Annotated in this window: 18 protein-coding genes; 8 read left to right on the forward strand and 10 right to left on the reverse strand. The window is 55.3% G+C overall.

Features of this window, described 5'->3' with window-relative positions; genetic code table 11:
- Positions 1-156: 156 nt before the first annotated feature.
- The gene (locus EYC98_RS14625) at positions 157-660 is read left to right on the forward strand and encodes a YgjV family protein (RefSeq protein ID WP_279246116.1); all 504 of its coding nucleotides are present in this window, start codon (positions 157-159) and stop codon (positions 658-660) included.
- Positions 661-735: 75 nt separating this feature from the next.
- On the opposite strand, the gene EYC98_RS14630 is transcribed toward EYC98_RS14625, so the two are convergent.
- The gene (locus EYC98_RS14630) at positions 736-1,218 is read right to left on the reverse strand and encodes a hypothetical protein (protein WP_279246117.1); all 483 of its coding nucleotides are present in this window, start codon (positions 1,216-1,218) and stop codon (positions 736-738) included.
- 131 nt (positions 1,219-1,349) lie between these two features.
- Between EYC98_RS14630 and mnmC the strand changes: the two genes are divergently transcribed.
- From mnmC to EYC98_RS14650, 4 genes are all read left to right on the forward strand, one after another.
- Positions 1,350-3,347, forward strand: a complete 1,998-nt coding sequence (gene mnmC, locus EYC98_RS14635) for a bifunctional tRNA (5-methylaminomethyl-2-thiouridine)(34)-methyltransferase MnmC2/FAD-dependent 5-carboxymethylaminomethyl-2-thiouridine(34) oxidoreductase MnmC1 (RefSeq protein WP_279246118.1) — start codon at positions 1,350-1,352, stop codon at positions 3,345-3,347.
- Between the two features lie 79 nt (positions 3,348-3,426).
- On the forward strand, positions 3,427-6,363 hold the full coding sequence (locus EYC98_RS14640; RefSeq protein ID WP_279246119.1) for an insulinase family protein: 2,937 nt from the start codon (positions 3,427-3,429) through the stop codon (positions 6,361-6,363).
- A gap of 72 nt (positions 6,364-6,435) precedes the next feature.
- On the forward strand, positions 6,436-7,128 hold the full coding sequence (locus EYC98_RS14645) for a response regulator transcription factor (protein WP_279246120.1): 693 nt from the start codon (positions 6,436-6,438) through the stop codon (positions 7,126-7,128).
- On the forward strand, positions 7,128-8,627 hold the full coding sequence (locus EYC98_RS14650) for an ATP-binding protein (protein WP_279246121.1): 1,500 nt from the start codon (positions 7,128-7,130) through the stop codon (positions 8,625-8,627). Before EYC98_RS14645 ends, EYC98_RS14650 begins: the two co-directional genes overlap by 1 nt.
- A gap of 32 nt (positions 8,628-8,659) precedes the next feature.
- On the opposite strand, the gene ppc is transcribed toward EYC98_RS14650, so the two are convergent.
- Genes ppc through EYC98_RS14670 form a run of 4 tightly spaced genes read right to left on the reverse strand, consistent with a single transcriptional unit; the run spans position 8,660 to position 13,960 of the window.
- Positions 8,660-11,299, reverse strand: a complete 2,640-nt coding sequence (ppc, locus tag EYC98_RS14655) for a phosphoenolpyruvate carboxylase (protein ID WP_279246122.1) — start codon at positions 11,297-11,299, stop codon at positions 8,660-8,662.
- 8 nt (positions 11,300-11,307) lie between these two features.
- A complete protein-coding gene (gene gap / locus EYC98_RS14660) occupies positions 11,308-12,309 on the reverse strand; it encodes a type I glyceraldehyde-3-phosphate dehydrogenase (RefSeq protein ID WP_279246123.1) in 1,002 nt (333 codons plus the stop codon).
- A complete protein-coding gene (locus tag EYC98_RS14665; protein WP_279246124.1) occupies positions 12,306-13,328 on the reverse strand; it encodes a type I glyceraldehyde-3-phosphate dehydrogenase in 1,023 nt (340 codons plus the stop codon). Before EYC98_RS14665 ends, gap begins: the two co-directional genes overlap by 4 nt.
- A 2-nt stretch (positions 13,329-13,330) precedes the next feature.
- The gene (locus EYC98_RS14670; RefSeq protein WP_279246125.1) at positions 13,331-13,960 is read right to left on the reverse strand and encodes a bifunctional 4-hydroxy-2-oxoglutarate aldolase/2-dehydro-3-deoxy-phosphogluconate aldolase; all 630 of its coding nucleotides are present in this window, start codon (positions 13,958-13,960) and stop codon (positions 13,331-13,333) included.
- Between the two features lie 238 nt (positions 13,961-14,198).
- On the opposite strand from EYC98_RS14670, the gene hexR reads away from it, so the two are divergent.
- Together hexR and uxaC are read left to right on the forward strand one after the other, a co-directional pair.
- Entirely contained in the window at positions 14,199-15,044 is an 846-nt protein-coding gene (gene hexR, locus EYC98_RS14675) for a transcriptional regulator HexR (protein WP_279246126.1), read from the forward strand.
- 142 nt (positions 15,045-15,186) lie between these two features.
- A complete protein-coding gene (gene uxaC, locus EYC98_RS14680; protein ID WP_279246127.1) occupies positions 15,187-16,602 on the forward strand; it encodes a glucuronate isomerase in 1,416 nt (471 codons plus the stop codon).
- Positions 16,603-16,616: 14 nt separating this feature from the next.
- Here uxaC and EYC98_RS14685 read toward each other — a convergent pair whose 3' ends face one another.
- The 5 genes from EYC98_RS14685 to EYC98_RS14705 all read right to left on the reverse strand — a co-directional run bounded on the left by EYC98_RS14685 (position 16,617) and on the right by EYC98_RS14705 (position 24,104).
- Positions 16,617-17,288, reverse strand: a complete 672-nt coding sequence (locus tag EYC98_RS14685) for an alpha/beta hydrolase (protein WP_279246128.1) — start codon at positions 17,286-17,288, stop codon at positions 16,617-16,619.
- A gap of 175 nt (positions 17,289-17,463) precedes the next feature.
- A complete protein-coding gene (locus EYC98_RS14690; protein ID WP_279246129.1) occupies positions 17,464-20,208 on the reverse strand; it encodes a YncE family protein in 2,745 nt (914 codons plus the stop codon).
- A 77-nt stretch (positions 20,209-20,285) separates the two neighbouring features.
- The gene (locus EYC98_RS14695; protein ID WP_279246130.1) at positions 20,286-21,152 is read right to left on the reverse strand and encodes a serine hydrolase domain-containing protein; all 867 of its coding nucleotides are present in this window, start codon (positions 21,150-21,152) and stop codon (positions 20,286-20,288) included.
- A 243-nt stretch (positions 21,153-21,395) separates the two neighbouring features.
- Positions 21,396-23,564 carry a GumC family protein gene (locus tag EYC98_RS14700; protein WP_279246131.1) on the reverse strand — a complete coding sequence of 723 codons (2,169 nt, stop codon included), beginning with the start codon at positions 23,562-23,564 and terminating at the stop codon, positions 21,396-21,398.
- 9 nt (positions 23,565-23,573) lie between these two features.
- On the reverse strand, positions 23,574-24,104 hold the full coding sequence (locus EYC98_RS14705) for a polysaccharide biosynthesis/export family protein (RefSeq protein ID WP_279246132.1): 531 nt from the start codon (positions 24,102-24,104) through the stop codon (positions 23,574-23,576).
- A 670-nt stretch (positions 24,105-24,774) separates the two neighbouring features.
- On the opposite strand from EYC98_RS14705, the gene EYC98_RS14710 reads away from it, so the two are divergent.
- Complete coding sequence (locus tag EYC98_RS14710) at positions 24,775-25,947, forward strand: glycosyltransferase (RefSeq protein WP_279246133.1); 1,173 nt, start codon at positions 24,775-24,777, stop codon at positions 25,945-25,947.
- Positions 25,948-26,030: the final 83 nt, after the last annotated feature.

The raw sequence follows: 26,030 nt of genomic DNA on the forward strand, positions 1-26,030 counted from the left end.
GCGGCAGCGACAGGTATACGCGTCAGAGATTTGCCGATTCGATCATAGCTGAGATTTTGGCTGCCTCAGACTGCGGGGCGCCTGACACTATTCGTCCCTATCGGTTAGACTCTCCGGCCTTGAATCTTTGGGCTACCACGCCTGAGCGCTCCTAATATGTCCGACTTTGTTCTTTCTCAGATACTGGTGGGAATAACGTTTTTCTTCAGTACCGTGAGCTTTCAGTTTCGCGATCAACGAGCTGTAAAGCTGTGTCTGGTGATTGGCTGTGTGTTCCTGGCGGCCCATTTTTATCTGCTAGAAGCCTATACGGCGGCGGTAACCACCACTATTGCTGCGGTGCGCTTTACAGTGTCTATGTACTGGCGTGATGACAGGCTGTTTTACCTGTTTTTTGCCATGGTATTGGTCAATGCGGTGCTCACGTATAGCGGTTTGCTTACTGTGCTTGCCACCATCGCCACTGGGCTCTCCACCTGGGCCGCGTTCAGGCATTCGGATAAGCAATTCCGTATGTTTATGATGGCCGCATCCTCGGTGATGATGATTCACAATATTCTGGTGGGCACGCCAATAGCGGTGCTGATGGAGGTGTTCTTTATCGGCAGTAATCTGATTGCTTATCGGCGCCTTTATAGGCGGCGGGGTTTGTCCGAATGATTTCGGACCCACGGATGGTACAGACCACCCACCTCTTGTGGGGCAGAATTTATTCTGCCAATAGCTGCAAGCTGTTTAGGAGCCTGCTGGCTGCTCAAGGAATTGGGCGGGGTCCATGTACTGCAGTTTTAGCAGTACGGTGCCAGGAACATCTGTTGTAGAGGCCAGCATCATTGCGTTGAGCTCACCCTCCTCCTCGGTAAACCCGGGTATACCAAACAGAACGGCGGAACTGTCCTGATCTTTGAAAGTGGTCAACTGCTTTTCATCACGCAACAAGTCACTGACTGACGCAACCAGTGACTGCACACTGGCACGGAACGAACCAAAATTGAGTTTGCCGCGAAATTCACTGTGGTCCAGCATCAAATCAAAGCGTGATTCCGAGCCATCTTCCATGCGCAAGGTGATCAACGCCACCCGCTTTTTGTCCATCAGGGCATTGAATATATTCTTTGCCGAGGTGCGCTGGGCTTCCAGCAAGGACTGGTGAATGACGTTATTGGCGACCGTCAGGAATTTTTCCTGCGGCATACTGTGCTGTTCATATTGGCTCATGGCGGCAAGTCTAAACCCGCAGCAGGCCAAACGCCAGTACCGGGCACATGAGTATTTTTTGCCACGGCCCCGCTCTGGTATGATGCGCCGATGCCAAGCCCCCGCCTGACCGTCAACTCCTGTACTCCCGTATGAATGCCACACCTCCTTGGCAGGCCGCGCCCGCACCCGAATTAAACTGGGAGGGCGACCAACCACACTCGCCCCACTTCGATGACTACTATTACTCAAGCGCAGACGGACTCGAAGAATCGCAGTACGTGTTTCTGCAAGGCAACGACTTACCCGCTGCCTGGCAACAACGCGCACGTTTTACCATCGCTGAAACCGGGTTTGGCACCGGTCTCAACTTTCTTGCCGCCTGGCAGGCTTGGCAACAACAACCGGGACAGTGCCAAACCCTTCACTACATCAGTTACGAAAAGTTTCCGCTGCGTCAGGCTGATCTGACCCGCGCGCTGCAGCATTGGACCCAATTAGAGCGCTTTACTCAGCCTCTGCTGGCCACTTACCCGCCACCTTTACCCGGCTTGCACCGGCTCAGCTTTAACGGTGGTCAGGTGATACTTGATCTGGTCTTCGGGGACGTGCTGGAGGCCAGCAAAGAGCACTTACTGGACCCCAATTTGCGCATAGACTGCTGGTTTCTTGACGGTTTCACCCCCGCCCGCAATCCGGATATGTGGCAACCACAGCTCTATCAGCGTATGGCACAACTGAGCGCCAATGGCGCCACTTTCGCCACGTTTACCGCTGCTGGCGAGGTAAGACGCGGTCTCAGCGAAGCCGGGTTCAGTGTCACCAAAGCATCGGGCTATGGCCCCAAACGCGAGGTGTGTCACGGGCAACTGCTGCAAACTGCTGCGCCGCGTCCGGAGTCGCCGGCCACCCCCTGGCACCACCACAACCCCATTCAACCCAGAGTCCGCCATGCCATCGTATTAGGTGCAGGGCTGGCCGGCGCCACCGTCGCCGCCGCATTGGCGCGACGCGGCTGGCACGTCACTGTACTGGATGAAAACGAGGTTGCCAGCGGCGCCTCTGGCAATCGGCAGGGCGTTCTGTATACACGGCTCTCGCACCGCAGCTCGGACCTGAATAGTTTCTCTGTGCACAGTTACAGCTATGCAGTGCGCCTCTACCAAGCGCTGTTGGGCAGCGGAGCGCTGCAGTCTGGCAGCGACGGTGAACTCTGCGGCGCACTACACGCCTTGGCCACCTGGGGCCCGAGCCACGAGTTGTTCGACACCGTGCAGTCCTTGCCAGAGCTGGTGCAATATCTAGACCCGGCAGCCAGCTCAGCAGCCACTGGACTCGCCGATTCTCCCGCTGGACTCTGGTATCCGGGAGCTGGGTGGATGGAACCAGCTGGAATCTGCCGCGCATTGCTAAATAATCCACGAATCGAAATCCGGCAGCAGTGTGGGCCACTGTCACTGGCGGCGCAGCCTCAGGGCTGGGCTCTGTTAGATACCAACGGCACTGCTCAGGCCGAGGCAGAAATCGCCATTTTGGCCACTGGCATCAGCAGCAGTCAGTTCGCCGCCACCGACTGGCTGCCATTACAGAAAATCCGCGGCCAGACTACCGAACTGGCCAGCAGCGGGGACTTGCAGGAGTTGCGCAGCGTCATCTGTCACGATGGCTATATCGCACCAGCCAGCGCCAACAGTCACTGCATCGGTGCCACCTTTGATATTGATGATACGGAATTGGCGCTACGTGCAGCAGATCACGAACGCAACCTGCAGGCACTGGAGCGCGCCCTGCCCGCTCTAAACCTCCGGCAAAACGCCAGGCAAGATTGGCAGGGACGGGTCGGATTTCGTTGCGCCAGCCCCGATTACCTGCCTATGGCAGGCCCGGTGCCAGATCGTGAAGCGTTTATCGACACCTTCGCCGCCTTACGCCGCAACGCGCGCCGCGTGATTCCAGAGGCGGGGGCTTATCTGCCCGGCCTGTACCTGAGCACAGCCCACGGCTCGCGAGGGCTGACATCGACGCCGCTGACAGCGGAATTGCTGGCCGCACAAATTTGTAATGAGCCACTACCCGTCACTACCGCGCTGGCACGGGCGCTAAATCCGGCCCGCTTTTTGATCCGGGACCTGTCCCGAAACCGTATCTAGACCGAGACTGTTACCACGGTTATGCCGGTAACGAAAACACGCTAGAATAGCCGCCCCTTGATAGAGAGTATGCCGCAGCATGACCCAAGCCGAACCACAGAGCGCCTTCAAACTCGTTCGCAATGAGCACATTGATTCACTGAACCTGCAGGTGGAGCAATATGAGCATCGCGCCACGGGCAGCGTGCACTATCATCTGGCAGCAGAGAACAATGAGAACGTTTTCATGGTCGCCCTGCGCACCGTGCCTCACGATTCCACTGGCGTCGCTCACATACTGGAGCACACGGCGCTGTGTGGCAGCGAAAAGTACCCGGTTCGCGACCCATTCTTTATGATGCTGCGACGCTCACTGAATACGTTTATGAACGCGTTTACCAGCAGTGACTGGACCGCCTACCCGTTTGCCAGTCAGAACCGTAAGGATTTCAACAATCTGCTTGAGGTGTACATGGACGCGGTGTTCTTCTCGCGCCTGGACCCCCTGGACTTTGCCCAAGAAGGTCACCGTATTGAATTTGCTACACCGGGCGATACCAGTTCAGAGCTGGTCTACAAGGGTGTGGTGTTTAACGAGATGAAAGGTGCCATGAGTTCGGTTACCAGCAGCCTCTGGCAGACCCTGTGCACGCATCTGTTTCCCAGCACCACTTACCACTACAACAGTGGCGGCGACCCGGCCTGCATACCCGACCTCAGCTATGAGGAACTGCAGGAGTTTTACCAAAGTCACTACCACCCCAGTAACGCCATCTTCATGACCTTTGGCGATATACCAGCTGCGGAGCACCACCAGCGCTTTGAAGAACTCGCTCTGTCACGCTTTGAGAAGCTGGACCAACGCATTCAAGTGCCTGCTGAGCAGCGTCTCCTGCAACCGCTGCGTATCAGCGAAACCTATGCCTTTGACGACAGCGGCAGCACCGATGACAAAACCCATATTGTGGTGGGCTGGATGTTGGGCGAGAGCACCGACTTACAACAACTACTGGAAGCACAGCTGCTCGCCAGCGTGTTACTGGACAACAGCGCTTCCCCGCTGCAACAGGCGCTGGAGAAGACCTCGCTGGGACAGGCTCCTTCACCCCTGGGTGGACTGGAGGACTCCATGCGCGAGATGGTCTTTGTGTGTGGCGTAGAAGGCAGTGAGCCTGAACATGTTGACGCGGTGGAAGCACTGGTAATGGAAGTGCTGACTCAGGTAGCTGAGGAAGGAGTTGCCCCCAACCGGCTGGAAGCGGTGCTGCACCAGCTGGAATTACATCAGCGCGAGATCAGCGGTGACAGTTACCCCTATGGCCTGCAGTTGACCCTGACGGCGCTGGGCTGCGCCACCCATTACAGCGACCCCATTGCCGTGCTCAATTTGGACCCGGTACTGGAGCAGTTGCAGCAACAGATCAAAGACCCCGACTACATCAAGGGACTGGCGCGCAAACTGCTGCTTGAAAACCCACACCGGGTGACATTGGTCATGACCCCGGATCGCGAATTGTCGCAACAGCGCCAGCAAGCCGAGGCGGAGCGACTGGCAGTGATCAAGGCCGGACTGGACAACGATCAAACACAGGCCGTAGTGGATTTGGCGACAGCCTTGAGCCAGCGCCAGGAGCAGAAGGATGACGAGTCCATACTGCCGAAGGTAGAACTCTCTGACGTACCGGCAGCATTACCTGAGCTGGAGGCAAGCACCCGTGAAATAGCCGGTTTTGCCTGCACCAGTTATGGTCAGGGCACCAACGGCCTGGTCTATCAACAGGCGGTGGCACCGATGCCCGCGCTGGATCGGGAGAGCATGCAACTGTTGCCCTACTACAGCAATATTCTCACCGAAGTGGGCCTGGGCGACGCCGACTATCTCGATATACAGGATCGCCAGTCAGCCACCTGCGGCAGCATCAATGCCTTTACCAGCATGCGCGGTGGTGCTGACAACGAGCAGAATGTATCGGCCTGGCTGATACTGTCCGCCAAGGCACTATTGCGTAATCAGAAGGAACAATCTCAACTGATGCGCGACACGCTGGAAAACGCCAGATTCGATGAATTGGATCGGATACGGGAACTGATTGCCCAACAGCGCGCGCGTCGCGAGCAGTCTGTGACCGGCAATGGTCACGGTCTGGCAATGGCAGCGGCCAGCGCCGGCATGAGCCCCGCGGCACTGTTGAGCCATGAACTCTCTGGTCTGGCCGGTATCCAGTCCACCAAAGCGCTGGATGATTCGCTGCGTGATGATACCGAGCTGGAAGCTTTCGCCGCACGCCTGCAGGTACTGCACCAGCGCTCGCAAAGCATGCCCCATCAGTTTTTGATTGTAGCGGAACAGGAACAACTGGACGGTGTGTGTGACACCAGCGCCTCGGTTTGGTCAGGCTTTAGTACCGATGACAACGCTGCTTGCTACCAGCCAGAGCCTTTCCGCGAACAGCGCCGTGAACTGTGGGTGGCCAACACCCAGGTCAATTTCTGCGCCACCGCCTACCCCACCGTGGCGCTGGATCACCCTGATTCACCAGCCCTGTCGGTGCTGGGCGGCTTTCTGCGTAACGGCTATTTGCATCGTACTATTCGAGAACAGGGCGGTGCCTACGGCGGCGGTGCTTCGCAGGATTCCAATATCGGCGCCTTCCGGTTTTACTCCTACCGCGATCCACGTCTGGTAGAGACCCTGACCGATTTTGAGGCCGCTATCGAATGGATGATGAGTGAAATGCATGACGAAGACACCCTCGAGCAGGCTATCCTCGGTGTCATAGGCTCCCTGGACAAACCCAGCTCGCCGGCCGGTGAAGCCAAGCAGCATTTTCACAACAATCTGTTTGGACGTAGTCATGAGCTGCGCGAGCGTTTTCGCCAGCGCACACTGGACCTGACTCTGGAGGACTTACGTCGGGTTACCGATACCTACCTGCGTCAGGGACAAGTCAGCACCGCTGTTATCACCAGCCAAAGCACCGCCGATAGTCTGGGCAGTTTTATTGAGGAACGAGGTCTACGTACCCTAGAGCTGTAAAGAAATGTAAAGTTAGTTTCGCTCCGGGTAATGCCGGATGACAAGCAGCCCAGGCTTGTTCAAACTGTGTGCATGGAATCACGCATACTGATCATCGACGACGACAAGGAGCTCTGCGCCCTGCTGGCAGAGTTTCTGACTCTGGAAGGTTTCAACGTCAGCAGCGTGCACGATGGCGCTGACAGCATTGAACTGTGCCGAACTGAAAGCTTCAGCGCGATTGTGCTGGACGTCATGCTGCCGCGCGTACAGGGCTTTGATGTACTGCGCAGGCTGCGCGAATTCTCTGAGACCCCCGTGATCATGTTAACCGCCCGCGGCGATGCCACCGACCGCATTGTTGGCCTGGAAATGGGCGCCGACGACTATCTCCCCAAACCCTGTAACCCCCGCGAATTGGCCGCGCGCCTGCGCGCAGTACTGCGACGCAGTGATCACCGCGGCAGTGAACCCAAGCGCGGACTGCTTGAGTGCGAAGATCTGCGACTCAACCCGGCAGATCGTAGCGTCCACTTTGCCGATGAGGCACTCAAGCTGACCACCGCTGAGTTTAATGTGCTGGCCGTACTCATGGAGCGAGCAGGCACCGTGGTAGACAAGGAAACCCTGTCGCAGCAGGCTCTGGGGCGCGCACTCACCGCCTATGATCGCAGTATCGATGTGCATATCAGTAACCTGCGTAAGAAGATCCCCGAACAGCAGCGTGAGCTGATCATGAGCGTGCGCGGCGTCGGCTATCAACTGACGCTGTCGAGCGCGAACTAATGCTAAATCTGTTTACGCGCATTTTTCTCGCCATTTGGCTCGCCATGATCGCTATCACGGGCAGCTGGATGCTGGCCGCGCGCTACTTCAGTCCCGATGTACCTGAGCTCTCCGCTGCAGAAACGCCACGTGACTTTGACTATCACCGTGGCCCACCCGACGCCAACCGCGGTCCGAAAAGTGGTGAGCAGAGGCCCCCCGAGCATCTAAGACCCCGTTCCCGCCAAGTAATGGAAACTGAAACAGCCGGCCATGCTGACAAGCTGACGCCCAGGCAGAAGCGGCCACACCTCCGACCGCCGCGGGAAACCTTCAGAATTCTGTACTCGCTGCAAAACGCTCCTGAGGCTTCATTGCAGGATACGCTGGAAAGAATTGAACAGAAGTCTGGGCTGCAAGTGTTCCTGTTCAACACACAGCAACAGGAGATCTTTGGCCGCAGCGCTCTCCCGGGCACCAAAGACATACTCAATCAGCTGCAGGGCTACCGCCGCAGAGCGGCGATCCCCACAGCAGACTACACGCTGTTCGGGCAGGAAATTTATCGACCACAGCGCGGACAGCTAACCGTGGTTATCGCCGCCAGACCGCCTGCCTCTGCGCTACTGCGAGTAATTACCGAACATCTCTGGCTACGCCTACTACTGGCTGTGCTTATCAGTGGACTGATTAGTTACGCGGTAGCGCGTTATCTGACCCGGCCGCTACGGCAACTTCAACAGGCGTCGCAGCAACTTGCACAGGGCGCACTGGACACGCGCATTCCCGTACCAATCTCCGGCGGTGGCGAAACCTCAGCTCTGGGCCGCAGCTTTAACAGTATGGCCGCCCAGCTGCAGGAGCAGATCGAAACCCAACAACGACTGCTACGCGATGTTTCCCATGAACTGCGTTCGCCACTGGCGCGCATGCGGGTGGCGCTCGCACTGGGAGAGACGTCGCCGCAACAAGCGGCTAAACAGATGCAGCGGCTAGAAAAAGAGGTGACGCGACTGGACGAACTGGTTGGTCAGTTACTAGCTGTGCCTGCAGGCAGGCTGGTGCTGGAGGATAGTATTGATCTGGTCGGATTACTCACCGAGCTGTGCGAAGATATTGGCTTTGAAGCCGCCAGCAGTAACAAGGCCTGCAGGTTTACCACGAGTCTTGAAGAGGCCGTAGTACTTACACACACAGACTTACTGAAGAAGGCCTTCGAGAATGTCACCCGCAATGCGCTGACCTATACCGCACCCCACTCCACTATCGAGGTTGCGCTAGAACGAGACGGCGACGCTTATCAAGTCACCGTGACCGATCAGGGGCAGGGTATTCCCGAGGCCGCTCTGGAGCACATATTCGAAGCCTTTTATCGGGTGGATGATGCACGCCAGCGCGAAACCGGAGGTTATGGCCTGGGCCTCTCCATTGCCAGCCGTGCCGTGCACCAACACGGAGGCAGCATCCGCGCCGAGAATACCGGCAGTGGCCTGCGCGTTACTTTATTAATACCGGCCTGAGCAGCTCGCTAAACCCATGAGCGGTCAATTCCTCAGCCCGTATTGCGCATACCCGCGGCGATACCCGCAATAGTCACCATGATGGCCTGTTCCAAAAATGGCTCTGACTGCGCTCTATTGCGCTGCAGCAATTCCGCCTGCAGATAGTTAAGCGGGTCTGTATAAATATCACGCAACTGCAGTGATTGACGCACCCAGGGCTCGCTATTGAGCAGCTTGTCTTGACCCGCAATATTCAACACGGTGCTGCAATCAGCCGCCAATTGCTCACGCAGGCGTTCGCCAATATGGCGCCACTCAGGTGGTACCAGACGCCCGTCGTAAAAAGCGGAAAGACCGCTATCGGACTTGGCGTAAACCATTTCTAACATCGAAATACGGGCTGCAAAGAAAGGCCACTCCCGGACCATCGCTCGCAGCGTATCGCCCTCGCCACGTTCCAGTGACATTTGCAGTGCCGCACCAGCACCAAGCCAGGCCGGCAGCATGAGCCGGTTCTGCGACCAGGCAAAAATCCAGGGAATTGCGCGCAGGCTTTCAATGCCACCACCGCCACCGCGACGTGCAGGGCGCGAACCCAGCGGCAACTTGGCCAGCTCCTGCTCAGGAGTCGCGTGCCTGAAGTAGGGCACAAAATCGGGTTCTTCGCGCACCACAGCACGATAGGCAGCACAGGAATCAGCCGACATTTTCTCCATCAGCGCACGCCACTCTGCGCGCGGCTCTGGTGGAGTCATCAAATTGGCTCGACAAATCGCGGTGGTGTACAGAGCCAGCGTCTTAATTGCCAACGAGGTCCAGCCCAGCTTGGCGCGAATCATTTCGCCCTGCTCAGTAACCCGCAAACCATTGCGCAATGAGCCTGGCGGTTGCGATAACAAGGCAGCGTGTGCAGGGGCGCCACCGCGACCAATACTGCCGCCCCGGCCATGAAACAGCGTCAACTTAACGTCGTGCTCCTCGCATATCGCTAACAGCGATTCCTGAGCCGTATACTGGGCCCAACTTGCGGCCAGTACACCTGCGTCCTTGGCCGAGTCGGAGTAACCGATCATGACCATCAGTTCGCCCTTGATGGTGTCTTTATACCAAGGCTGCGACAGCAGCTGCGAAACAATGTCACGAGCCCGCGACAAGTCATCGAGGGTTTCAAATAGCGGTACCACTGGCACCTCAAAGTCGCAGCCCGCTTCACGCAACAAAAGCTGCACGGCCAAAACGTCAGACGGCTGACGGGCCATCGAAATCACATACGCTGCCAAGGCTGAGGGCGGCTGGGCGGCGACCACCGCACAGGTAGCCAAAACTTCAGCGACATCTTCTGACGGCTGCCAACGCTGGGGAATCAAAGGTCGACGATTGCCAAGCTGCTCCAACAGAAAGCTCTGCTTTTGCGCCTCATCCCAGTCTTCATAGCGGCCCAATTCCAGATACTCGGTGAGCTCGGCGAAGACCTGAGTATGTCTGGCACTGTCCTGACGCACATCGTGACGCACCAGATGTAGACCAAAGCAACGTACCTTGCGCAGCAGGTCCAATAAGGCGCCCTCTGCTACAAGGCCCATACCGCATTCATGCAGTGAGGTATAACAGGTATGTAGCGGCTGCCACAGCTGATCGACATCGGTAAAGATGTCCTCATCTTCGATGGGCTGAGACTCCAGCTGCAGTTCAATGGCAGCACGGGTGCGCCGCATACGGTCACGCAGGTCGCGCAGCAAAACCCGATACGGTTCGCGCGCCTCACCCACCAGCGCATGCACATCAGCATTGGCGGCAGTCATCGACAGTTCTTCTACCAAAGCAATGAGGTCACCCAGATAGAGATCGGCCGCCTGCCAGCGACTCAGCAACAGCACTTCCTCGGTTATATCAGCTGTAACATTCGGGTTACCGTCGCGATCGCCGCCCATCCAGGAAACAAATGTCACCGGCGCTGCATCCAACGGCAAGTGCACACCACAGGCGTCAAACAGTGCCAAATCAAGACGGCGCAGGTATTCCGGCACCGCATGCCAGAGAGAGTCTTCCACGACCGCAAAGCCCCACTTGGCCTCGTCTACTGGAGACGGTCTGGACGCACGAAAATCATCGCCAAACCAGATCTGGGTCACCAGTTCGCGCAGCCGCTTTTGCAGCTTGTCCCGCTCGCGATCGGTCAGTCCACTAAGCTCCAATTGGCTCAGACAGCCACGGATTTCACTGTGTTTATGAATCAAGGTACGGCGCATGATTTCAGTGGGGTGCGCAGTTAATACCAGCTCAATTTTTAGCTCCGCGATGGCACCGTGCAGAGCATCAGCGCTAGCACCCTCTTCCAACAATTCACCAAAACCACTGGCGAGCGTCTCTGAAGCCGAGAACAGGGGCGCCATCTCGCGCGACACGGTATGGTGTTGATCGGCGATATTGGCCAGGCTTAAAAACTGACTAAAGGCCCGCGCTACCGGCACCAACTGCTCGTTACTAAGACCCCGCAATAGCACCAGCAACTGCTCACCGGCCTCTGTCTCGCCGTCACGTGCTGCGCGTGACAAGGTACGTATCTGCTCTACCAGCGCCAACAGCTCAGGCCCCTGAGCCTGAGAGATCGTCTCACCCAACAAACTACCGAGCGCACTAACATTACTGCGCAGGCTGGTGTAATCAGGATCCGCCGCTGGAATTTTCATAGCGCCCGTTAGCTCCACTTCCCAATGCGCGCGAGCAAGTCACACACACGACTGGAGTAGCCCCATTCGTTGTCATACCAGTTGAGCACGCGCAGGTAGCGGTCACCTGTTACCGCAGTAAACTGCGAATCGTAAATTGACGAATGGGCGTTACCAATAATATCCGAAGACACAATAGGCACTTCACTGAAAGACAGAATACCGCTGAGGTGGTCCTGTTGGGACGCTGCCCTGACTACCGCGTTAACATCGTCAACACTCACTGATTTCTCTAATTTCGTGAACAGATCTACCACCGAGCCATCGGGTACCGGAACCCTCGCAGCGATACCGTGGAGACGACCATTCAAGTCCGGCAGTACCTCACCCACGGCCTTGGCAGCTCCAGTGGAGGTGGGGATAATATTTTCGGCAGCAGCACGGCTACGACGCCAGTCAGAGTGCGGCACATCGGCCAGACGCTGGTCGTTGGTGTAGGCATGAACAGTGTTGATAACGCCTTCAACAATTCCGAACTCCTCATGCAGCACGCGCGCCATCGGCGCCAGACAGTTGGTAGTACAACTTGCGTTGGAGATAATTCGGTGTTCCGGGAGCAGACCATCATCGTTGACGCCTATCACCACGGTGTAGTCAATCGGCTCCGCTGCCGGTACTGTGAGCACTACGCGTCCAGCACCCGCCTGCAGGTGCCCTTCGAGCTGCGCCCGCTTACGAAATACACCAGTGGCTTCAACCACCGCATCAATACCCATTTCTGCCCAGGGTAGATCAGCAGGGTCGCGCACGCTCAATAACTTGGTGCGGCCTTTGTCGGTAACAAATTCATCACCGTCCAATTCCAGACGCTTACCGAATGGGCCCATAACGGTGTCGTAATCCAGCAGGTAACGCAGTGCGTCATAGTCGAACAGGTCGTTGATCGCGACCACGTCAATACCTTCAACCTCGTCCAAAATCCGAAATACCGAGCGGCCGATGCGGCCAAATCCATTAATAGCAACTTTCATGCTGCGCCCTCCTGACGATCTAACTCAGCGTACAAGCGCACCACATCCAACAGGCGCGCGGCGTGACCCAGATTTTCATACCAACCCAGAGTCTTGAAGATGGTCTCACCGGCCTTGATAGTGCCCTTGGTATCAAACAGCAGTGAGTGGGGGTTACCAATCACGTCCGAAGATACAATCGGATCTTCTACCACATCAACGATACCTGGGTAGTCTCCGACACTGTTACGCACGGCGTCGTTGATATCCTCAACCGTGACGCTGGCATCACTGAGCACCAAATTGGTGTCCAGCAAACAGCCTTCATGGATGGGTACGTTGAGTGCCGATGTAGTGATTTTTCCCTCAAATTGCGGCAACACGCGACCCAGCCAGTGTTGAGCCTCGTGACCATTGGGAATAATATTTTTCGCTGCTGAACGACTGCGGCGCATATCGCTACCGGCATAGTCCTGCAATACCTGATCCGAGGTGTAAGCATGAATCGTGGTCATACTGCCGCACTCAATGTCGAAATGGCGCGAGAGGATGTTTAACAGCAGGCACAAGGCTGTAGTCGTTGCGGAGCCCGCAGAAATCATCCGGTCTGCGGCAGTAATACTGCTCTCATTGATACCGGGCATAACAATGCGGTCGATGGTATCGGCGGGTAACGTGCGTAATATCACCCGACCCGCACCATTGTTGAGGTGGTCGTGCATTGAGCCGCTGTCACCATAAATACCGGTTGAGTCTATAACGGCATCGACGCCGAAAATATCCCAAGGGGTTTCTGCCGGAGTATCAATACCCATTAACCGGGTTTTAAAATTCGGGTTCACCAGAAAGTTGCCTTCAAGCGTATGCCGCTCCGGTTGCTTAACCTCGGAACGTAACAGGTAGCTGAGGATATCCGGCTTACCTATATCGGCGATGGCAACTACTTCAACATCATCACTGCGCGACGCCAGATCGTAGATCTGCCGTCCGGTCTGACCGAAGCCCATAATTCCCACGCGGATGGGTTTTTTTTGCGTCATACCTATTCTCCTTGTGCCAGCGGCGACATCGCATCGCGCGCTAAATTTTCTATCTGATCCCATTGTTGATTATCTACCAGATCGGCAGCAACCATCCATGATCCACCGCAACAGACCACGTTAGGCAAGGCCAGATAATCGCGAAAGTTTGCTGGCGTCAAACCGCCAGTGGGACAAAACCTGACATCGGGATAAGGCCCACCCAATGACTTCAAAAGCGCCAGGCCACCTACCGCCACCGCTGGAAACAGCTTGAAACAGCTATAGCCTTCATCAAGGCCCTGCATGACTTCAGAGGCGGTGGCCACGCCCGGCACAAAATCCACACCGGCATCGCGGGCGGCGCGTAATAATTGAGGCGTCGAGCCTGGGCTAACGACCATAGTGGCGCCGGCAGCTACGGCGGCATCAAGCTCTGCAGGGTTAGTTACCGTACCCGCAGCAACCAGCAGTTCTGGCAGCTCTGCTGCCACCGCGCGAATACTGTCCAACGCAGCGGACGTGCGCAACGTAATCTCCACCGCCTGCATGCCACCGCGGTGCAGGGCCCGTGCCAGCTCCACTGTACTTGAGGCGCTAGTCGCCGTGATCACCGGCAGCACACGCGCTTTAGATAGTTTCTCTGCAATCATTGAGGGACACCTGTCTTTCAGAAAAGTAATTATATTCCACTTCGGACCTTGTGGTCGATTTTCCAGCCGAACACTGTGTCTCAGAAGAAACGTGATATTAGCACACGAAAATCGGCTAAACCGCCGAAAAACCGCAATTCATCGTAGTGAAAGCTCGCTTTAACGCTCTACCTCCGACACCAGCTTGCAATAAAAATGTAATTTTATTACTTTCAGTACCATAAATAGAGGGTGTTACATGTCATTAATGGCAGATCTCCAGAACCACGAAGCTAGACGCAGTAAATCAGCTCGCAAGCTGATTGACTTTGTCCTTGCTGAGCCGCAAGCCGTGGTCTCTATGTCAATTGCCACTCTCGCTGCCTCCGTTGGTGTCAGCGAACCTACGGTTAACCGATTCTGTAAGGGGTTAGGGCTGAAAGGTTTTCCTGACTTCAAGCTGACACTTAACGCTGAACTAGCTCGCGCAGAGCCGCGCATTGCTCGCGACATAGAGCCCGACGACTCCACCAGTCAGATTATCGCCAAAGTGTTTGAAGCAAACCATGCCAGCCTTACCCGGGTTCTTAACCGTCTGGATAGCCAGGCAGTGGAGCAAGCAGTGAGCGCCTTGGATAAAGCCCGCTCCATAATTTTTTGTGGCCTGGGCGCATCAGCACCGGTTGCCATAGATGCTCAACACAAGTTCCTGCGCTTCTTTACGCCGGTAGTGGCGCACACCGAGATGATCAGCCAGCGCATGATTACAGCCAGTCTTACGCCCGAGGATTGCCTGGTCTGTATTTCGTATACCGGGCGCACCAGGGCACTCACCGAGGTGGCGGAGCTTGCGGCTGACACAGGCGCCACCATACTCGGAATAACGGCACCCAACTCGCCGCTCGCCACAGTCTGCACGCAGCTATTGGCCATTGAAGCTGATGAAGATACTGATCTCTACACGCCCATGACCTCACGCATTGCCCAGCTCACGCTGATCGATATACTTGCGACGTCATTGGCCTTGCGCAAGGGCGACGGGTTTGACGCCCACCTGTTAGCAGTCAAACAGCGCCTCACCAATACTCGCCAGCAGCTTGATTAATAATCACGCGTAGTTCCCGAGTATTAGCGATAGCTAAACTGCCAATGTGTCCTGACGGCGCTTGTCAGCAACCGCTTGCCCAGCCGCCCACAAAACCGTAATCTGCCACGGCATTCCTCTATTGCGGACCCCCATCAAAGCCATGTCAGATCCACTGCAAATGCATCCCGATCGCTTGCTCCCAGCGGAGCCCGCTACTCGTAACCTTGCTCGTCAGCTGTATCAGGCTATCAAGGACCTACCGATCATCAGTCCACACGGCCACACGGATGCCCAATGGTTCGCCAGCAATGATTCCTTTACCGACGCGACCGCGCTGTTTATCACGCCTGATCACTATGTTTTCAGGATGCTTTATAGCCAGGGCATCACGCTGGAGCAGTTGGGTATAGGCTCTCAGGAAGGTGCCGCCGCAGCCGCGGACCCGCGAGAAATTTGGCGCCTGTTCAGCGAAAACTACACATTATTTCAGGGCACCCCATCAAGACTCTGGCTGGATCACGTATTTGCCGAGGTGTTCGGGATGCAAGTGAGATTGGACGGCAATAGCTCGGACACCTATTTTGATACTATCAATGCCAAATTGAGTAGCGATGAGTTTCGTCCACGCGCTCTGTTCGAACGTTTTAATATTGAGCTACTGGCCACTACAGAATCCCCGCTCGATGCCCTGGAACATCACGCCAGCATCATCGACAGCGACTGGCAGGGTCGGGTGATCACAACCTACCGGCCAGACCCAGTGGTAGACCCCGATTACGATGGCTTTAAAGATAATCTTATTGAATTTGGACAACTCACTGGCGAAGATACTAGCAGCTGGCGCGGCTACCTGAATGCGCACCGCACGCGCAGAGAGTATTTCAAGCGCCACGGCGCTACCGCCACTGATCATGGCCACCCTACCGCGGGAACCGAGAACCTTGACGCACAGCAGGCCGAAAAACTCTTTCAGCGCGTCATCGCAGGCGATCATAGCCCCAGTGACGCCGAACAATTTCGCGGCCAGATGCTGACAGAGATGGCCGCCATGAGCCTGGACGATGACTTGGTGATGCAACTGCATCCGGGCAGCTATCGCAATCACAACCAGTCACTGTATGAACGCTTTGGCCGTGATAAGGGCGCAGATATACCTCGCCAAACTGAATATGTGCAGGCGCTAAAGCCGCTGCTGGACAAATACGGCAATGAACCAGGGCTATCGATAATCCTGTTTACCCTCGACGAAACTGCGTACAGCCGCGAACTAGCGCCACTGGCGGGACACTATCCGTCACTCTTATTAGGCCCGGCCTGGTGGTTTCATGACAGCCCCGAGGGCATGCGCCGGTTTCGACAGCAGACCACTGAAACCGCCGGCTTTTACAATACCGCAGGCTTCAATGACGATACCCGGGCATTTCTCTCCATCCCGGCACGGCATGACGTAGCACGACGGATAGATTGCGGTTATCTGGCAGAGCTGGTGACTGAGCATCGACTTACTGAAACCGAGGCCGCTGAGATAGCGGTAGACCTAACCAATAATCTGGCGCGTAAGGCATATCGACTGTAGTCGTGGATGCGGGCTCAGCTATTCACCGCAAGCACTGACTGCAACCAACGGCTGATCTCCTGGATTTCCTCCATACACACTTCATGCCCCATCGGATACTCTCGCCACTCGATTGCATAGCCTGAGCCCTGCAGGGCCTCTAGTGCAGACTTACCCAAGGCCATTGGTAACACCGCATCCTGCTGACCATGGCACATGAGAATAGGAATCTGCGCATTAACCCTCGCCTTCTCAGAGCCAAGACTTTCACTGTCTGCAAGAAAGGTAGACAAGGCAAGAATGCCGGCCAAACGCTTCGGGTAATAAAGTGCGGTGTGAAATGCCAGCACTCCGCCCTGGGAAAAACCCGCCAGTAGAATGCGCTCAGCGGGGGTACCGCTATCAATCTCATATTGAATAAGATCACGAACCTGCCTCACTGACTTTTCCAGGCCCGGCGAATCGACGCCACCTCCAGGATCAAAATCAAACCAAGCCCGTGCGCGCTGTCCACCAAAGGCTGTCACGGCCATTTCGGGGGCGTGCGGAAACACAAAGCGAATGGGCAAGTCAGCAGGTAAATGAAGCTCGGGCACAATGGGTTCAAAATCGTGTCCGTCAGCGCCCAGTCCATGGAGCCAAATGACAACGGCAACCGGCGCTTCGGCAGGATTTATTTCAACAGTTGGTAATGGTGCAGACAGCATATCGAATTCTCTTTCCTCTTCACTTAACCCACTGCAGCCTGACGCTCGCTGCGTGCAGACAAGATAACTTATTATCGTTCAAAAATGATCAGCTGCAGGCCGATAAATGGCATGGGGTAGATCTTGGCATGCAGATTTGTCTGCGCTCCACACCAGCTGGCGTTGATTCTCTCAGCTAGCTGTCCAACGCCAAACGGGACCCACTACCAGGAGGCACACAGGTAAACGTTAGACCATTGTCTTCCTCGGCCGCTGCTGCGCGCAGCTCGGTGCTACTGATAATATTGGCGTTGTTATCTTCATAGCTACCGGCATCAAATAGCAGCGATACCCGCACCTCATCTAACACACCGCGAACAATCAAATCACATTCTGGCAACGGGTCTACCACGACAGCCTGCTGTTCCAACAGATCTAACCTATTTATTGCCGCCTGGCCCGTACTGGCGTTTAGCGTTACCTGCTGCCCCACCACCGGCGCCATATTGCTATCCGCCGCCATAACGAAGCGCACAATATCTTCCTGATTTTCTTGCCTGGGTGCAGGAAACACAAAGGTGGGAGAAGCAAAGAAATCCAGCAGAGTGGCGATAGAGCCATCGTGAAGATAGCCAAAGCCCTTAATCTGTGGACCCTGATGTTGCCCGTTACCCAAAAAGTCCCCAGAGGTACCGAACATACCTACCTTGGAATAGGCGTTGCGAATATGCGGTATTTTGAAGTTCTCGGCAATACCGGCACCCTCAAATGACATTAGGCCAGAGGTTCCAAACTGCTTCTGCTCGGGGTTCAAGACATGGCAATGATTGCAGCTACCAATGCCGGTGATATTGTTTACATTGAAGTAGATGTCTTCGCCCCGAGCCTGGGCCGGGGTGAGACTGTTGTCCAGATTGCGTACCGGATTTGGCGGAGGCGTAATGGCCAGCGCGAAGTCTGTAAAGACCTGCAAGTCCTGAGCGCTCAACTCCTCAGTTCTGCCGACGAGCCCGACAAAAGCAGGGTTAAATTCCTTGAACGCAGCCGCCTCTATGCTTTCCAGCTCACCATTAACCAGGGCGCGGTTCTGCCCGGTACGATCACCACGCCAGTGCTGTGGGCCTGAATCAGCTATTCCGCGCAGAGTTTGAGTGGTCATGGGCCCTTTCATGGGATGGAAATTAAAGGTGGTGATGGGGCTATTAGCGACATACTCGTTGGGATTGCGCTGCAACGATGCGTCCGGATCACCCAGATCCCAGGCCAGCTGATCCATGTCGCCGAAAATATGGCAACTAGAGCAAGCGGAGGTACCGTTGGCAGATGTCTCCAGAGCATCATAGAGAAACCGCCTGCCTTCGATTATCCCAGCTGGCTCAGGGCTGAACAGTGGCTGGTGAGCCAGCATTTCGCCATCTTCTGTACGCCAGAGCGATATCGCGTTGTCGAAGCGGGTATACACAATAATCTGCTCGCCATCGCTGGATATCACCAATCCGGAAGGGCCTCCGTCAGCAAGTTCAGCGTGGCGCGCGGCGCTGGGAACGTAGTTGCCTGTGCGCAGCTGCTCTGTTGGAATGGCCGCTACCTTGGCAGAACCAAATGCAGCAACATACAAGACGCTACCGTCGGGGCTGAACACCATGTTAGTGGGCTGACTCAGGCTACGCGCCACATCAGGACCTGGATAGCTGCTGCCCTCGTCCACATCAAAGTCTATGTGCGGGTTAAGGTGGTTGTTAGTCACTCCACTAGCACCCAGAACAGCTATACGACTCTCGGCAATTCTGCCACGAACCGTAGTAGAGCCATGACCGGGGCCTTCGAAGCGTATCTCATTCAGCGAATCGAGATTGCTGACAAAAACATCACCGCTCACCGGGTCGACCGCCATATTGAACAAGATGGTGCCAACGCCAGAATGCTCATTGGTAATCGCTGGTACATCCGCCATTGCGTCAATGGTAAAAACATCAAGATCAGGTAGGTCGAACCTGACCTCTGCGGCCCAGTCTGTACCCTCTTCGTCCACCCAGGCACTACCTGATTTTTTAACGATAAGACCGGTGTCCGGTTGTCTGACGCCGTCAGCATTTGAGACAGGCTCTGGTTTAACCCTCGCGACCACTTCCTGTGACAAGGTGGTACTGCCATTACCCGACATAAAGGCTGCAGCGTAAACCGTGGTTCCATCGACAGACACTGCCAGCGCCCGGGGTGTGTCAGCAAACAGGTTGACGATAGTAAGTGGATTACCAGTGAGACTGGTATCCATAGAATCCCGGTCATACACCCACACGTCTGCTCTACCAAGACCAGACCGAACAAGATCATCTACATTGAAGCTGGGGTGGTTTTGCCCTCGGTATGCCGCCGTGACAAAAGCTCGCCGGCGATCAGGTCCTGCAAATACGATGTCTCTGGGTTCATCGCCCACCTGCAGGGTTTGCACTACCCGTGGCGTAGCACTCAAATCCACAATGCTCACCGAGTCGCTCAAGTGGTTGACGACCCACGCTTCGTTGTCATTGGCAAAGGCCACTGCCACTGGCTCCATACCCACCATTACGCTATCCACAAGCGTGAACCCTGCGGCTTCGACGGTGTATATCTCCAAACAGTTTGCGGCGGTATTGGTCACCAGTAATCGACTGCCATCTTCACTCAACGCCAACGGGCGAACCGGACCACTTTCGAACAACACATAACTGTCAGGTGACTCATTGGCGGTCAAAGTTGCGCCAGAGGAACCACAGGCAAAAGATGCGATTGGCTCTGGTTCTGGCTCTGGTTCTGGTTCTGGCGCTGGTTCTGGCGCTGGTGGGAGCGAATTCTCCGGATCGGAGCCAGAGGAAGAGCCGCCACACGCGGTGATGGCGGTTAGGAAGAGAGCTGCGAGCAGAAAACGGTTCACGATAGATCCTAAATCCAATATTTTCATAACCGACACTACCGTAAAAAACCGGCCTATCCCAGAAATTAGTTGCTCGCTAACATAGGCCATACACTGCTGAATTTTCAATTGACCACAGCTGGCAACACATAGATACCCATGATGCTATCCGCCTGATTGACATACAAAGGCCACTCCAGGTAATTCCCTTGTGTCATCACGATGACCATATTCTGTTCGGGGAATATATTGATATACTGCCCTCCATCTCCATCCGCTGAAATGTAATTGATTCCGTTCAGCGATCGATGCCAGAAATAATAGCTGTAGCTACCCGCACCGCTCACTACCTCTACGTTGGATACCTTGTTGACCCAATCGACGGGAATAACCTGCTCATCGTTCCAAACACCCTTGTTCAGATAAGCAATACCCACTTTCAGCATATCGCGAGGCCGCAACAGCATGCGCGCTGCACCTTCGGGTGTGCCATCAGGCTGGGATTGCCATTCATAATCTGTGATGCCCAGCTTGGCATAATAGTTCGCATCGGCCCAGCTACGAATGCCGCCGTCTACCACCCCATCCAGCGCCTTCAGCAGCATGTTAGGCCCCGCACTGTTATACACCCACGACGAACCAGGTCCAGCGTTGCTGCGTTCGAGCAGGAACTCGGTGAAATCGGTAGACTTCCAGAGCAGCGCAAGATCGTTGCTGGACCATTCATTCCAGACAAATCCCGACTGCATGTTGAGCAACTGCCGCAGCGTCAGCCCCGCCTTGGCCGGGTCTGCAAAGTAGCTCGAATACTCATGCAACAGCGGGGCAATAGGGTCATCTACTTGCAAGCCGTATTCAGCCAACACCATGCCGGCGATAGTTGAGGTTAACGCTTTGTTCACAGAGGCAATGTAATGCTTGTCAGTACGACCCCATTGTTTGTCAGGTGCAGTTGGGTATGCGCAGCCGCGGCATTTCTGCGTTCCGGACAATATTCTTGGCAGATACTACTTTCACTTACGGTTCCCCCAAACTTCAGGAACCTTTGGCTCCTCAATTGATAAGCGCTTTACGTCATCAGCGTAATATTCCACCAACAAATTCAAAATTCTGGACGATGGCTTAGAATCCGCTGAATCGTCGCCTCTGCGCGCTTGGGGCACTATTTAAAAGCTAGTGCGCCATCCGGTTATGCTAACAATGAACATACAGTCAGAGATTTGACCTGCCCTGATCTAATAACCGTATTCGGCACTGCCGGTTGCCTTGCGCATATCGATCTGGTTCACCACAACGCCGGCAAAGTAGTCCGTCGCCCGCCTCGAAGTTGCGCCTCGAGAGGCCGCATGCATCGGCGCGCTGAAACGCTGCAGTTGTCCGATACCTGCACCTATCTGCCTCACCGGGGTGGCATCCGCCTTGATCACATAAACCAAAGAATCGGCGTGAGTGGATAGTACGGCTGAATCACTGACTCCCAGAACAGGCGGGCCGTCAATAATCACACGATCATAGGTATCACGGAGTTCAACAATCAGCTGGGTGAAAGCACTTGATGACAATAGCCGCAGCGGTTCGGGGGGAATAGTACCGCTGGTCAATACATCCAGGCCGCCATCCTCCAAGGTCGTAACACAATCCTCGATGCCTGCCTGCTGCGCCAGCAGTTCTGATAGGCCTGGCCGCGTCGGGTCGAGGTTCAGATTCAGTGCCACGCTGGGGCGACGCATGTCAGCCTCCAGCAGCAAAACTTTTTCCCCTGGAGCGATCGCCATCGCCAGGTTCATCGCCAAGGTAGATTTACCTTCGCCACCTACGGATGACGTTACGAGGAGAACCTTTTGTGGTCGATCGAAACTCGATAGTGAGATGGCGGTAAGAATGGTGCGAATGGACTCGCCAAACCTGTGTTCGCCGTCTTCATGCAAAGCCAGCGCAGGCTGCGTGCGCGCCGTCTCGGACAGCTTCGGCACCAGACCCAGCAGCGGCAGACCAATCTTGGCCTCTACATCAGCTACATTACGGATCTTGTTATTGAACTGCTCCAGCAGGAACGCCAAGCAAATACCGGCAAGCAGACTCAGTAAAAATGCCAGCACTACGGCACGTGACTTATTCGGAGAAATTGCCTCTCTGGGCACAACTGCAGGCTCAACCACGGTAGCATCAAACGCTTGGAGGTCAGCGGTCAGCGCAGTTTCCTGCACACGGCCATAAAAAAGTTCGTATAACTCTCGGTTGGTATCGACTTCTTGCTGCAGACTGGCAAGGTTGGAACCCTTGCGCGTCAACTCCTGATATTGCTGCTTGGCATCTGCCAAATCGTTTTCCAGCGCAGCAACCTCTGCCTGAGCTGCAAGATACTCGGCGCGAATGCCACCAGCAATGCTTTGCCGCTGTACGTCAAGGTTTCGCGTCGCTTCAGTCAGCTTGGACTGAGCAGCAATCATAACGGGGTGCTTGGGCCCGAATACTTTGCCTGCCTCTGCGACCTCTTGCTCTGCCAGTGCCTGAATAGACCTGAAATCCTGTGCCGCGGCATTTTCCAGGACTGCTGGAACACTCTCAATGGCAGCGGAGTCATTACCGTATACCTGCTGATAGGCAATATTTGAGGCAGCCAGCTTGCGGCGCGCATTGACCAGGCGCGTGCTTAAATCGTTCACCTCCTGAGTTTGCAGCGCTCGGTAGCCCTCGGAGTCTATGAGTTTTTCCTGCTCACGAAATGCCTGCAGCTCCGCCTCCGAGTCCAGCAGATTTTTGCGTAAACCCGCAACTCGCTCGCCCATCCAGCTCAACGCCAATTCAGTCGCGGACTGCCGCGTTTCAATAATACTCTCCATATACGCCGCAACATGGGCGTTGGCATACTGCATCGCCAGTCGAGGGTCCTCGGATACGTAACCAACCACTACCAGCTCTGTCTCTGCGACCCGCTGAATCCACAAGCCTTCCAGGTAATTATCGACATCCTCGGATTGTTCGCTGAATTCAATCGAGCCACCGGGCGGCTCAGGCGGTTTTAGCGGCAAAAGTGCACGCCAGTCAAAACTGAAGAAACTGGCAATTCCGGAAGACTCGACTTCTAGCGGGACACCGACGGCCTCAATGACCTTGACGGCAATCGGGCGCGACTGCAAAATCTCGGCCTGCGTATTGTAGTAACCTTGATCACGAGACTCCACGCGATAAAGTTCTTCGATGGAAACAATATTCGCCTGTCTGGATTCAATATGCACCAGCGCCGACGCACTGTATATCGGTGTCATTGAAAAGACGACCACCGCCGTCACCAGAGTGACAACAAGTGCCAACGACAAGATGGCCCATTTGCGACTATAAACAGTCGTCAACAAAAAGAGCCAATCGATACCGCTGTCTTCAGCCTCCAAGTCTTCACGCATTTTCGTCACCTAGAAAAAACTCTGTGGTACGTCAATGACATCGCCAGCGTGGACAGCCTCGGACATCTCAATAGCAACGGCGGCAGACAACGCTTTACTAGCACGCTTCACCACAATCTCATCGGTTGCAGCGCGCGGGCCTAAGCCGCCCGCCAGTGCTAACGCCTTCTCCAGGGTGAGGCCGGGCTGGTATGGATAACCTCCCGGACGATTAACTTCCCCGTTGATAAAAAACAGACGGTATTGCGTTATAGAAACGCTTACGTCAGGGTTGATCAAATAGTCTCCCCGCAAACCATCAGCGATACGCTGCTCCAACCTAGGGAGCGTCATGCCTGCTATGACTATCTCGCCGAGGAACGGATAGTTACGCGTTCCAGCGTCACTCAGCGTAAACTCCATACTGAGATCCGTTTGTCCAAACACCGTGATGGCTATCCGATCTCCCGGCCCAAGCACGTAGCTCCCCGACTCCTGCGCCGTAGCAACCGAGCCCAGTGTAATGAGCAGGGTCACTGCCATAATTCTCAATATTTGCATTTATGCATGATCCAAAAAAGGAATCTGATTGGACTTAGGCTAACACCAATACCGCCCAAACCCACCATACGTCGTCAATCAATGAGAACACCGTCACAGATAATTGAAAGAGCTGTCGATTCACGTCCGCTCGATATTGAAATTCCGCCACGCGAGGCTTAACGTGGTCAATGACTCAAGTGTATTTCTGTCACACCCCAACAGCGGCACGTAATTATGGTGTCACTGGTTGAGAAAAAATGAAAGGAGAGAAAGCTCCAGTCACGATTATGTTGTTGACGCCAACAATTGTCCAAAGGGTTGTGGCGCCCTGAAGTCACGAGGAATTGAAATGTCGCAATATCATAGATCGGGAAGCTTCAAGACTTGTTCTCGAAGCCTCCGCTACCGTGGGGGGCTGGCCCTTACAGTTTTCGGGTTGTTTTCTTCTCCGCACCCAGCAATATTTTTTTGAACAGAAATGAGCTCCTTACGTTGGCCAGCTCGATAAGTACTTCCTCGGGACATGCTACCATTCCCTTTGGGCCTGTTCCTGGCCAATGTGTCTACATTGCCGAAGTAGTGCAACCGGAGAAGGGCTCTGACCCTCTGTTTATATGGTGCAATTACCTTGTGAACGTGATCAGAGGATTCAAGTTTGGAGATGAAATCAAGGTGAAAGAAATTGACCATGTCGTCGCTTGATTCAGGCGCTGAAATACAAGCTTTGACAGTAACTCGAGAGTTCTGTGATGAGGCCGCGATGAGTTCGACGTTGCAGTCCGAAGATCTGGTTCTGGTCCATGATTACCTCATCCAGATGGGTGGCGCGGAGCGTGTGGTGGCCACTATGGCCAATGCTTTTCCGGAGTCGCCAATTTATACCAGTGCCACTGAGCGCCCAGCGCTTCTCCCCGAGCTCATCGGGCGGGAGATTCACAATACGTGGGTCGATAGTCTGCCTGGGGTCTACCGCCACTTCAAGAAGCTCTTTCCCATCTACCCGGTCGCCTTCAAGTCGTTGCGGATTCCCTCCCGAAAGGCGGCGTGGATTAGCAGCAGCACCTTCGCGAAGTGCATCCGGGCACCGGAAGGGATGATCACCTTCTGTTACTTGCACAACCCGACCCGCTTCCTGTGGGATGCGGAAAACTTCCTTCGATATGAGGTTTCGTCCGGCCTGGTCCGCGCCGCAGTGAAGGCCAGCACACCGTATTTGAGACGTATCGACATCGCTGCGGCCCGACGCATGGACCACATCATCGCCAACTCCGAGAACGTGCGGAAGCAAATCGAGCAGTGCTACGACCGCGAATCGACCATCATCTATCCACCGGTGAATGTGGAGCGTTTCGAGGTGGCCACCGCGTCAAAAGGATACTATCTCGTCCTCTCCCGACTCGTCGGTTACAAGGGTCTCGATCGCGCCGTGCTGGCCTTTCGTGGACTCGATCGTATACTGCACGTCGTTGGCGAGGGGCCTGATCGCGCCAGGCTGGAGAGTCTTGCCGGAGACAACGTACGCTTTTTTGGACACGTCAGCGACGAGGAGATACGTGAGCAGCTTTCGAGTTGCGAAGCGCTAATCTTCCCCGGGTTCGAGGACTTTGGAATCGTACCCGTGGAAGCGCAGGCTTGCGGGAAGCCGGTCATCGCCTATGCTAAAGGCGGAGCGCTGGAGACAGTGGTAGAGGGCGAAACGGGTGTCTTCTTCCGCGAACCGACTGCGGAAAGCCTCCGCGACGCGTTACTGGAGATGGAAAAGCATTCGTGGGATACGGCGGCGATTCGACGCCACGCGGAACAATTCTCCGAGACAGTGTTCCTGGAGAAGATGACCAGGTTCATGGCGGAGCGCCTGTGACAATGGGGCAATGACTTCGAGGCCAGCGGTAGCTTTTTCACCAACCTCGATATCGCCAACGGCGAAATATGTCGATTAGTGAA

This window comes from Candidatus Litorirhabdus singularis (genome assembly GCF_026262625.1).
In the GTDB taxonomy this organism is placed as follows: domain Bacteria; phylum Pseudomonadota; class Gammaproteobacteria; order Pseudomonadales; family Halieaceae; genus Litorirhabdus; species Litorirhabdus singularis.